We start from the raw sequence: 11,514 nt of genomic DNA on the forward strand, positions 1-11,514 counted from the left end.
ACGGTACGATCACCGATGAGGCTGGGGAGGTAGAGCGAGTTTTTACAGCTACAGACTTTCAGAATACCTTGCTTGAAGGAACCCTGAGCGAGGCACAGGTAGAGCTCGGATCCGATATTCTCAGTGGCGACAGCCGCTCAGATATCATTTTCGGTGATACCGTCAACTCCGATCACTTGAGTTGGCGCAATGGCGACACTGGAGAAATCTTCGTGGCGGGTGCTCATGATGGGCTCAACTATGGAGGCTTGATCGACTTTCTGACGTGGTCCAATACTGCCGGCAACGGTCTTGCACCGACCGAAGACGAGATTATCGATTATGTGCAGGACAACTACTTGGCACTGATGGATACCGAGCGTGTCGATGGCGGGAACGATACGCTAAGAGGCGGCGGTGGCAACGACGTGCTGATCGGCGGCGGGGGTGATGACCTGCTTATCGGCGGCAGCGGCAATGACGAAATCTGGACCGGCTTTGGCTCCGACACCATTGCCTACCAACCGCTGGACGCCGGCAGCACCAGCAATCCGGCAACAGACGAGATCAAGGACTTTACCCTTGGTAACATCTTCACCGGCGCTGAAGCCGACAAGCTCGATCTGTCTGATCTCCTCGAGAACGCACGCTCAGACACGGTATCGGACTACCTCGATGCCAGTCAGCGGGGCAGCAGCACCGTCATATCGGTAAGATCGGAGGGAGCAAGCGGCAGTGGTGTAGATCAGGTAATCACACTCAATGGTATCAGCATGGGCGGGGCTTCCAGTGACAGCTTCCTCGCCAGACTACTACAAGATGGACAGCTCGAGGTGAGTTGAGCCGAGCCGCACATGCTCTGACGTCCGCCCGATGGTAGGTGGTTAAAGTGATGGTCAGATACACCCCACACCCGGCCTTGTGCCGGGTGTTTTTGCTGTGCCACAAAGCGCCAGCCCTGGCTTTGATTGGCGATTGACGCCGCCACTGGTTCGTCACGAGGCTAGCACCATGCTCTTTTACTGAAAGTCACACTATCAAAGGCTTAAACCGGACGAGGAAAAGCGTCAGATATTTCACGAGAGAGTCCTACAGCACACTGAAGAAATCTCCACATTTCGATCCGCATCCCCTTGACCACAGCGTCCGCACTGGCCTTCCGACGAGTGTAGCGATCCCCTTTGTGAGAAATGTCTCACGGACCTGCAAACTCATCATAGAAGAGCACAGACCAATACATAACTAAATTCACTAAATTCGGATATGTATACATAAAACTCTGGATAGCATGCGTCTCCACTCTATTGGATCGCACGGAATGACTGAATGAACCACCAGACAAGCAAGCGGGATTCGGCGACAGATCCTGGAAGCTTCTACGTGCCCTTCGGGGAGATCGCCAGCAGTCTCACTGTCGATGAAGATGGAATACGGGGTGGTCTCGCTGGGGGACCAAATGATCATCTCGCATCATCGTCAAGTCACCAGGGAAGATTGCCCTACAACCACGGCGTCCACGGGCCATCGGCCACCACGCCCTTTTCCTGGTCCACCGACGGCCTACCGCGCCTGACTTCGGGTCAACAGTCCGTCCACTATCACATCGCGGATGGCGGCAGGACTCTGCTGGCAGAAACCTTGACGGGCGAGCCCGTCTGGCATCTTGCACTCACCGACCTTGAACGAGGAACCTACCGTTTCAGCCTTCTCGGCGCACTCGACCACCCCATGACCACCGGTGAAGACGACCTTGCCTTCTCCATTCCCTACGCTATCGAAGATAGTCAAGGACATAAGGCATCGTCGAGACTGGGAGTGATCATCGACGACGACTCTCCCTCAAACGGTGTCGATGCACCGGTCGCCGTCGATGCCGGAGACCATATCACCGGTTTCTGGCACCAGAAGCCGGGTGCCGATGGCTACGGCAGCACCGCGGTTCAGATCGCCAACGAAACGTCAGGCAATCACCCTATCGGCACACCAATCACGACGTCGGTCGGCACCTTGACAGTATTCGAGAACGGGAACTGGCGATTTCATGCAAAAAACTCCGAGACCGACGCAAGCCTCGACTTTGCCATCGTTACCACCGATGGTGACGGTGATGTCGCCTTGGGCGAAGGGCAAATCGAGATTATCGCCCCGATAGCGACGACGGGACCGTCCACGCCAGCGACCGATGGTGATCCGTCCACCGGCATGGTCAAGGCCGTCATCGACGAAGATGGACTGGCCGGCGGCATCGACGGCGGGCTCAACGATGCCGCCCGGGTGTCCTCCATGACAACCGGCTCCTTGGGGTACTCGGTCGGCAGCGCAGGACTCGAGTCCTTTGAGTGGCATACCGATCAGCTGCCAAACCTGGCCAGCCAAGGGCACCCGCTGAATTGGAGCCTGAGCGACAATGGTCGCATCCTTGAAGGAAGTTCAGCTCGTGATGCCCAGTCTGTCATCTCGATCCAATTGACGCAGGCGAGCCGAGGAGAATTTACCATCGCGCTGTTTCAACCGCTGGACCACACGAATCCACTCGTCGAGGACGACCTAAGACTAGCTCTGGGCTATACCTTGCATGACCAGCAGGGGCGCGGCGCAACGGGTTCGTTGTCAATTGTGGTCGACGACGACCGACCCGACCTTGTCGGCGATCAGGCGGTGATCCTCTCGGGACGGACACTGGTAACCAATGTGCTGGCCAACGACGCCCTCGGCGCCGAGGGCGGCCGATTGACGGAGGCCTGGGTGCGCGGTGGCAAGGAGGTAGGCAACATCGCCACAGAGTCGACCGGCAACGTCATCTTCACCCCACTCAGTGACTTCATTGGAACAGCCGACATCCACTACAGGGTCGTCGATGGCGATGGTGACGCGGTGGATGCCCTGCTGAGTGTCAACGTGAGTGCATCAAGAGCATTGACGACGACGGAACTGCTCGACTTCTCCCGTGACCTGCCTGGCGTGGGTGACGCGCCTGAAGGCCATTTGGCGTCCGCTCCTGAGCTCGATACAACAGACACTGTGGCAGTGGTCTTCGGCGAAGGCGTCCATCTCGAGCAACTGCGAGAAGCGTCGATGCTTCCCGTACTCTGATGTCCTCGGTCAGTGCACGACTGCCCCTTTCAGAACCTCGGCCAGGCTTGCGAGGCCGCGCTCGAACTCGGCCTTGCCGCCGTAGGAAGGGTGACGCAGGGCGCCGACCTCGCGCTCGGGAAAGGCAGCCTGGGCGGCCAGGGTGCCCTTTCGCCCCACCCCGGCCACCATCGTCGGCGTCGAGTGGGCAGCGACCAGCTGATCAAGCCGCCTGAGCCAGTCGATGCCTTCGCGCAGCTCTGCTGCGCGTGGCGCGCGGTTGCTGTGCGTCCGCGCTATTTGATGGGGGTGAAAGGGAAAGGCGTTCCACACCAGCGGCGTCAGCCCAAGACGAGCGAAGCACTCCCAGGCGATGGTGGCGGTGGCTTCGCTGCCGCCCTCCGGCACCAGGGCGAGGTTCGGCCTCAGCGTCTCGATAAAGGGATGCTTACAAGAGCGAAGTAGTGCTGGACTCGACAACGGGATACCCGTCTCGCCACCCCCCTTGAAGCCCAGTGCTTCGGCCACCAGCAGCAGTCTGGGCCGGCCAGCAGCGGTCGTTTCCCTGGTGTGTTCCAGCATCAGCTCGAGATAGGCCGTCAGGTTGTCGGCCAATGGTTTCTTGCGCCAGGGATTGGCAACGTCTGGCCCGTCTGGCCGCCTGCGCAATCGCCTGACGAATGAACGAACGGTGGTCTTGCCCAAGCGCCCTGCTCCGCTGCTGATCGATCATGTAAACAACGCGATGGGCCCGCACATCAGAGGCCCTGAACGACGTCGGGGCGCCCAAAAGGCGCCCCGACGAACCGATAGTGCTTTGCCTTAGCGCTCGCGCAGTACCTTGAGCATGCGCTTGAGCGGCTCGGCGGCGCCCCACAAAAGCTGGTCACCGACGCTGAAGGCGCTGAGGTACTCACCACCCATGTTCAGCTTGCGCAGACGACCCACCGGGATGCTCAGGGTGCCGGTGGCGGCGGTCGGCGTCAGCCCATCGATGGTGGCGTCCTTGTCATTGGGGATGACCTTGACCCACTCATTGTGGCTGGCGATACGCTCCTCGATCTCGTCGAGCGGCACGTCCTGCTTGAGCTTGATGGTGAACGCCTGACTGTGAGAGCGCATGGCGCCGATACGCACGCATAGACCGTCGATGGGGACCGGGCTGTCCTGGCGACCGAGAATCTTGTTGGTCTCGACGTAGCCCTTCCATTCCTCGCGGCTCTGACCGTTATCCAGCTTGGAATCGATCCATGGCAGCAGGCTGCCGGCGAGCGGCGCACCGAAGTTGTCGGTGGGGATGGCGCCAGTACGCATCGCCTCGGTGACCTTGCGGTCGATGTCGAGGATGGCGCTGGCCGGATCCTTGAGCTCGCTTGCCACGCTGTCACGCAGGCCGCCCATCTGGTTGAGCAGCTCGCGCATGTGCTTGGCGCCGGAACCGGATGCGGCCTGATACGTCATGGAGGTCATCCACTCGATCATGTCCGCCTCGAACAACCCGCCGAGGCCCATCAGCATCAGGCTGACGGTGCAGTTGCCGCCGACGAAGGTGCGCGCACCGGCGTCGAGCTGAGCGTCGATCACCTTGCGGTTGACCGGGTCGAGCACGATGGTGGCGTCATCGCTCATGCGCAGGGTGCTGGCAGCGTCGATCCAGTAGCCCTTCCAGCCGGCACCGCGCAGGTCTTCATAGACCTTCTTGGTGTAGTCGCCGCCCTGGCAGGTGATGATCACGTCCAGCGCCTTGAGCGCCTCGATGTCGAAGGCGTCCTTCAGCGGAGGCACGTCCACACCCACGTCGGGGCCGGCCTGACCGACCTGGGAGGTGGTGAAGAAGACCGGCTCGATGCCGTTGAAATCTCCATCTTCCACCATCCGCTGCATGAGCACGGAACCCACCATGCCACGCCAACCGACGAAACCGACTTTCAACATGTGAAGTCCTCCAGAAATCGAGTGAGGCAATCATTATACAGAAACCGGCAGCACCTTTCAGATGCCACCGGCACAGTCAGGATGGGCGACGCCCGATTGCCGGGCGCCAGCCCCATTAACAAAGGTGTTAAAGCGCCGCCAGCACCGCATCCCCCATCTCACTGGTGGACACCTGGCGAGTGCCTGGATAGGCGATGTCGGCGGTGCGCAGGCCCTGATCCAGTACCTTGCCCACCGCAGCCTCGATGCGCTCGGCCATGGCAGGCTCGTTGAGCGAATAGCGCAGCATCATCGCCACCGAGAGGATGGTGGCCAGCGGATTGGCGACACCCTGGCCAGCGATATCCGGGGCGCTGCCGTGGCAAGGCTCGTACATGCCCTGGCCGCTTTCATTGAGCGAGGCCGACGGCAGCATGCCGATGGAGCCGGTCAACATGGCGGCGGCGTCGGACAAGATGTCGCCGAACATGTTGCCGGTCACCACCACGTCGAACTGCTTGGGCGCGCGCACCAGCTGCATGGCGGCGTTGTCCACGTACATGTGCGACAGTTCCACGTCCGGGTACTCGGCGGACAGGCGCTCCATCACCTCGCGCCACAGGATGGTGACCTCCAGCACGTTGGCCTTGTCGACGCTACAAAGCTTCTTGTCACGCTTGCGCGCCATCTCGAAGGCCACCCGGCCGATACGCTCGATCTCGCTCTCGCTGTAGACGTAGGTGTTGAAGCCGACGCGCTCACCGCCACGCTCCTCGACGCCGCGGGGCTGGCCGAAGTAGATACCACCGGTCAGCTCGCGCACGATCATGATATCGAGCCCAGACACCACCTCGGGCTTGAGGGTCGAGGCCTCGGCCAGCTGCGGATACAGGATGGCCGGGCGCAGGTTGCCAAACAGCCCCAGCTCCTTGCGCAGCCCCAGAAGCCCCTTCTCCGGTCGCTTGGAAAGGTCCTCGATGGTGTCCCACTGGGGGCCGCCTACGGCCCCCAGCAGGATGGCGTCCGCCGCACGCGCCTTGGCCAGGGTCTCCTCGGGCAAGGGCACGCCGTGGACGTCATAGGCGCCGCCGCCTACCAGGGCTTCCTCCACGTCCACGTCGAGCCCCTTGGCCTTGAGCGCCTCGAGCACGCGGCTGGCCTGGGCGGTGATCTCGGGGCCGATGCCGTCACCGGGAAGGACAAGAATCTTGCGGGTCATGAGATGGGGTTCCTGAAAGCTGGCAGAAAGATGAAGATCGAGAGAATCGTAGGCCCCGCCATCGGGCGGGGCCAGCTGTCGATGACAGACAGGTCTACGCCTTGGCCGGCTCGCGGAACAGCCAAGGGCGAGCGGTGCGATGACGCGCCTCGAAATCGGCGATGGCGGCCTCGTCCTTGAGGGTGATGCCGATATCGTCGAGGCCTTCAAGCAGGCAGTGCTTGCGGAAGGCGTCCACCTCGAACTCGAGGATCTCGCCGCCGGGGGTCACCACACGCTGGTGCTCGAGATCGATATCGAGACGGTAGCCCTCGTTGGCCTCGACCTCGGCGAACAGCCGGTCGACCTGCTCTTCGGGGAGAGTAATCAGCAGGATGCCGTTCTTGAAGGCGTTGTTGTAGAAGATATCGGCGAAACTCGGCGCGATGACCGCGCGGAAGCCGAAGTCCTCCAGCGCCCAGGGCGCGTGCTCACGGGAACTGCCGCAGCCGAAGTTGCGCCGTGCCAGCAGCACCTGGGCACCCTGATAACGCGGCTGATTGAGTACGAAATCCGGGTTCAGCGGGCGCTGGCTGACGTCTTGACCGGGCTGACCCTCGTCGAGGTAGCGCAGTTCATCGAACAGGTTGACGCCGAAGCCGGTACGCTTGATCGACTTCAGAAACTGCTTGGGAATGATCAGGTCGGTGTCGACGTTGGCCCGATCCATCGGCGCGACCAGACCCTCGAGGCGTTCGAACTTTTGCATGGCTCAGGCCTCCTGGCGAGCGGTGGTGGAATCAAACTGGCGCACATCGACGAAGTGGCCGGCGATGGCGGCAGCGGCGGCCATGGCAGGGCTGACCAGGTGGGTGCGACCACCGTAACCCTGACGCCCCTCGAAGTTGCGGTTGGAGGTGGAGGCGCAGTGCTCGCCGGCACCGAGCTTGTCGGCGTTCATCGCCAGACACATGGAGCAGCCGGGCTCACGCCACTCGAAGCCGGCCTCGATGAACACCTTGTGGAGCCCTTCCTCCTCGGCCTGACGCTTCACCAGACCGGAGCCCGGGACGACCATCGCCAGCTGGATGCTGTCGGCGACCTTGCGACCACGGGCCACCTTGGCCGCCTCACGCAGATCTTCGATGCGTGAGTTGGTGCAGGACCCGATGAACACCTTGTCGAGGCGGATATCGGTGATCTTCTGGCGCGGTGACAGCCCCATGTACTCAAGCGCCCGGGTGATGCCGGTGCGCGCGGTGTCGTCACCGGCCTCGGCGGGATCCGGGACCTCACCGCTGACACCGGTGACCATCTCGGGGCTGGTGCCCCAGCTGACCTGAGGCTCGATGGACGCAGCGTCCAGCGTCACCACCTTGTCGAACACGGCGTCGGCATCGGAGACCAGCTCGCGCCAGTCGGCCACGGCGGCGTCCCACTGCTCGCCGCTGGGAGCAAAGGGGCGCTCGGCCAGATACTCGATGGTGGTGTCGTCCACCGCGATCAGGCCGACCCGGGCTCCGGCCTCGATGGCCATGTTGCACACCGTCATGCGACCTTCCATCGACAGGCTCTCGATGGCGCTGCCGGCAAACTCGATGGCGTAGCCGGTGCCACCGGCGGTACCGATCTCGCCGATGATCGCCAATACAACGTCCTTGGCGGTGACGCCCTCGCCCAGCTCGCCTTCGACGCGAACCTGCATGTTCTTCATCTTCTGCGCCAACAGACACTGGGTGGCCAGCACGTGCTCGACCTCGGAGGTGCCGATGCCATGGGCCAAGGCGGCAAAGGCGCCGTGGGTAGCGGTATGGGAGTCACCACACACCACGGTCATGCCCGGCAGCGTCGCACCCTGCTCGGGGCCGACCACGTGGACGATGCCCTGGCGCGGGTCATTGATGCGAAACTCCTCGATGCCGAAGGCCTCGCAGTTATCATCAAGCGTCTGCACCTGGATCAAGGATACCGGATCCTTGATTCCGCTGTTGCCCTCGGAACGTTCCTTCACGGTGGTCGGCACGTTGTGGTCCGGGGTCGCCAGGTTGGCGTCCAGCCGCCACGGCTTGCGCCCGGCCAGACGCAGACCTTCAAAGGCCTGGGGCGAGGTCACCTCGTGCAGCAGTTGACGATCGATATAGATCAGCGCGGTGCCATCATCGCGCTCCTTGACCAGGTGCTGCCGCCACAACTTGTCGTAGAGTGTCTGGCCTGCCATGCGGTGTCTCCTCCGGGGGCTTGGCTCCAGGCGCCACGCTGGCGGTGGGCCTGTCGGTCGTTCTGAAGCCGCCCCTCTCGATTGATCGAAAACGGTCGTTTGCCGGTCCCGCGGGCCTTGCCCGGGGATGGGATAGGTCGAGTGTCGCGCCACTCGCCAATAAAATCAATTCATGTTATTTATTCAAACGATTCCCAAGTGGAATACATCATTACCCGGCAAACCGTCGCCACTTTTCCTCGTCCTCCGACCCGGGAGCACTGCCATGGATACCCAGAGCCTGCAGGCCTTTCTCGCCGTGGCCGACAGCGGCAGCTTCTCCCGCGCGGCGGAGCAGCTTCACCTCACCCAGCCGGCCGTCAGCAAGCGTATCGCCAGCCTGGAGGCGCTGACGCGCGCCCGCCTGTTCGACCGTATCGGCCGCCGCGTCAGTCTGACCGAAGCCGGACGGCTGCTGCTGCCGCGGGCTCGCCAGATCCTGGTCATGGTCGACGACAGCCGCCGGGCCCTGAGCAACCTGAGCGACGAGGTCAGCGGCGAACTGACCCTGGCCACCAGCCATCATATCGGACTGCACCGGCTGCCGCCGGTGCTGGGCAGCTACGTCAAGCGCTACCCGGAGGTTCGCCTCGACCTGCGCTTCCTCGACTCCGAGCAAGCCTACCAGGGCGTGCTGGACGGCGATATCGAGGTGGCCCTGGTGACCCTGTCGGCCCACCCCGACCCTCAGCTTCGCGCTACCAGAGTGTGGGTCGACGACATGACCTTCGTTGCCGCCCCGGAGCATCCGCTCGCCCGGGAGAGCCGCGTAACCCTGGCGACCCTGTGCGAGCATGACGCCCTGTTGCCGGGCCCACTGACCTTCACCCGCCAGCTGATCCTCGAGCGGCTGGCCAGACACGGTCTGACGCCGCGGGTGGGACAGTCGACCAACTATCTGGAAACCCTCAAGATGATGGCCTCGGCCGGGCTTGGCTGGAGTCTGTTGCCCGACCCCATGGTCGAGCGGGACATCGCCAGCGAAAGACTGGTCCGACTGGCCCTCGAGGAGCCTGCCATACAGCGCCCGCTCGGCTACCTGGTGCACCGCGACCGCACCCTGTCCAACGCCGCCCGCTCGCTGCTCGAATGCCTCGACCAGGAAGCCGTGGCAGACCCCGCCTCGCCTTGAGCGCACCACCACAGGGACGTCTGTATGACTCGCATGCCTCTGCCTCCTCCGCGACACCGCCTGGCCGGCGCACTGACGTTGGCGGGCCTGCTGACGCAGATCGCGGGCCTGGGCCTCGACGGGCTGCCGAGCTGGAGCGTCAGCCTGCCCTTGTGGGCCGCCAGCCTGCTGATGTGGCCGGACATTCCCCGGCGCAATCAGTGGCAGGCCGGCGTGCTGGCGGTGCTGGGGCTTGCCTTTCTGGCGTTGGCGGTGGTGGGCTTCGACGCCACCCCCGACATCACCACCTTGCTCGATGGCAACGCCTTCGTGGTGGCCATGCTGGTAGGGGTGAGCTTTATCGCCTTGATCGGGCGCCCCTCGGAGGGACCACCGAACAGCGAACCGGTGACCGGGCGCCGAGGTCTGGCCGGGACCTGGCTGGGGGTGCAGCTGCTCGGGGCCATCCTCAACCTGTCCGCGGTCTTCATGGTCGGCGATCGCCTGGAACGCCGCGGTCGTCTGCTCGACGTTCAACTACTGGGGCTCAACCGAGGGCTTTCCAGCGCCGCCATGTGGTCGCCGTTCTTCGCCGCCATGGGCGTGGCGGTCTCCCTGGCTCCATCGCTTGAATACACCACGGTGCTGGCCGCCGGACTGCCGCTGGCCTTTGCCGGAGGCCTCTACAGCGTGTTCGAACTGTCACGCCGCTTCGACGTCAGCGAGGTCCCTGGCTTTTCACTGTCCCCCCGCAGTCTGCTGATGCCGGCCAGCGTGGCCGGGCTGGTGATGGTGTTTCACTACGTCATTACACCGTCTCTGACCATCGTCAGCATCATCACCTTCCTGATGCCGACACTGGCGCTGGCCGCCAACCTGGCCAGGGGCGCTGCAGCGACCCGAGAACGCCTTGTTCGTCACCTTCACTACCGACTGCCGGGCATGCGCGGCGAAATCACCCTGTTTCTGTGTGCGGGACTTCTGACCAAGGGACTCTCGATCCTGGTCGCCGCCGCCACCAACGGTGACTGGACGCTGTTTGCCGACTTTGGCGTGGGGCCTGCCATGCTGAGTTATGTGGCCATCGTCGCCAGCGCCATTGCCGGCTTGCACCCGATCATCGGCATCTCGGTGCTGGCCTCGATGCTGGATCTGGATGGCCCCCACCAGACCCTGTTCGGTTTCGTCGCCCTGGCGTCCTGGGGCGTGGGCACCGCCGTCGGCCCGCTGTCGGGCATCAACCTGTCACTGCAGGGGCGCTACGGGATCAGTGGCTATCGCATGATGAAGCACAATCTACACTACGCTCTGGTCATGTCGGCGCTGGTGCTGGTGGCGATCGCCTGCCTGGCCCAGGCCGTCTCGGCCTGAGCCGCACGCCAGACGATTGCCACCTGATATTGCGCCGACGGCGCGGTCGGCGGACGTCAGCCGACACGTCCAAAGTAGCGATGGCCGCATTGATGGCAGGGCTCGATGCGCTTGACCCCGTGCAATTCGACCACGGCGTCGCAGTGCACGCAGGACATGCGTCCCGGCGCCGCCAGTTCGCCGGCGGTGTAGTCGGCACGGGAGGCCTCAAGGTCGTCCTCGAGCTGCTCGCGCTCGATCACGCTGCGATCGGCGATCGACAAGAGCGAGTCGACCACCTTGCGCGACAGGATGGTCAGGTCGATGCCGAGCCAGCTGGCCACGCCCTCGCCGCCGGCAGCCAGGTAGCGGCGCATGTCCTTGAGATCACGCTCGACCCAGGCCCTCAGCAGCGCCAGTTCGTCCTTGGTGTACTCCTCGAGCTCCGCCTCGAACTCCACGGCGTCGTCGAGATCCTTCTGCAGATTGTCCCAGGTGAGGTCCTCGGCCCCTTCCTTGAGCCGGGCCAGTACCCGCTCATAGCCGTCGCGCAGACGATGTTCGCCGGACGAAGAATGTTGATCACTCATGACGGTGTCCTCCTTGATGCAGACAAGGACCGCTCGGGGTAAC

General features: G+C 63.2%; 10 protein-coding genes. 4 read left to right on the forward strand and 6 right to left on the reverse strand.

Annotated features, from left to right (window positions below; translation table 11 throughout):
- Positions 1 to 68 precede the first annotated feature (68 nt).
- Complete coding sequence (locus tag NKF27_RS21175) at positions 69 to 821, forward strand: type I secretion C-terminal target domain-containing protein (RefSeq protein ID WP_301271158.1); 753 nt, start codon at positions 69 to 71, stop codon at positions 819 to 821.
- 484 nt (positions 822 to 1,305) lie between these two features.
- Entirely contained in the window at positions 1,306 to 3,072 is a 1,767-nt protein-coding gene (locus tag NKF27_RS12145; protein WP_253551893.1) for a cadherin-like domain-containing protein, read from the forward strand.
- 9 nt (positions 3,073 to 3,081) lie between these two features.
- Here the strand turns inward: NKF27_RS12145 and NKF27_RS12150 are convergent, their stop codons facing one another.
- The 5 genes from NKF27_RS12150 to leuC all read right to left on the reverse strand — a co-directional run bounded on the left by NKF27_RS12150 (position 3,082) and on the right by leuC (position 8,381).
- A complete protein-coding gene (locus NKF27_RS12150) occupies positions 3,082 to 3,666 on the reverse strand; it encodes a uracil-DNA glycosylase (protein WP_253551895.1) in 585 nt (194 codons plus the stop codon).
- A 207-nt stretch (positions 3,667 to 3,873) separates the two neighbouring features.
- Positions 3,874 to 4,986 carry an aspartate-semialdehyde dehydrogenase gene (asd, locus tag NKF27_RS12155; RefSeq protein WP_045992648.1) on the reverse strand — a complete coding sequence of 371 codons (1,113 nt, stop codon included), beginning with the start codon at positions 4,984 to 4,986 and terminating at the stop codon, positions 3,874 to 3,876.
- Between the two features lie 127 nt (positions 4,987 to 5,113).
- Positions 5,114 to 6,184, reverse strand: coding sequence for a 3-isopropylmalate dehydrogenase (leuB, locus tag NKF27_RS12160; RefSeq protein ID WP_253551898.1), 1,071 nt, complete (start codon positions 6,182 to 6,184; stop codon positions 5,114 to 5,116).
- A gap of 94 nt (positions 6,185 to 6,278) precedes the next feature.
- Entirely contained in the window at positions 6,279 to 6,932 is a 654-nt protein-coding gene (leuD, locus tag NKF27_RS12165; RefSeq protein WP_045992650.1) for a 3-isopropylmalate dehydratase small subunit, read from the reverse strand.
- 3 nt (positions 6,933 to 6,935) lie between these two features.
- Positions 6,936 to 8,381, reverse strand: coding sequence for a 3-isopropylmalate dehydratase large subunit (gene leuC / locus NKF27_RS12170; protein ID WP_253551910.1), 1,446 nt, complete (start codon positions 8,379 to 8,381; stop codon positions 6,936 to 6,938).
- Between the two features lie 265 nt (positions 8,382 to 8,646).
- On the opposite strand from leuC, the gene NKF27_RS12175 reads away from it, so the two are divergent.
- Together NKF27_RS12175 and NKF27_RS12180 are read left to right on the forward strand one after the other, a co-directional pair.
- On the forward strand, positions 8,647 to 9,552 hold the full coding sequence (locus NKF27_RS12175; RefSeq protein WP_253551921.1) for a LysR family transcriptional regulator: 906 nt from the start codon (positions 8,647 to 8,649) through the stop codon (positions 9,550 to 9,552).
- A 33-nt stretch (positions 9,553 to 9,585) separates the two neighbouring features.
- Positions 9,586 to 10,902, forward strand: coding sequence for a hypothetical protein (locus NKF27_RS12180; protein WP_253028631.1), 1,317 nt, complete (start codon positions 9,586 to 9,588; stop codon positions 10,900 to 10,902).
- Between the two features lie 56 nt (positions 10,903 to 10,958).
- Here NKF27_RS12180 and NKF27_RS12185 read toward each other — a convergent pair whose 3' ends face one another.
- Positions 10,959 to 11,471, reverse strand: coding sequence for a zinc ribbon-containing protein (locus NKF27_RS12185; protein ID WP_045992653.1), 513 nt, complete (start codon positions 11,469 to 11,471; stop codon positions 10,959 to 10,961).
- Positions 11,472 to 11,514 lie beyond the last annotated feature (43 nt).

This window comes from Halomonas sp. DN3, from assembly GCF_024137905.1.
In the GTDB taxonomy this organism is placed as follows: Bacteria; Pseudomonadota; Gammaproteobacteria; order Pseudomonadales; family Halomonadaceae; genus Halomonas; species Halomonas litopenaei.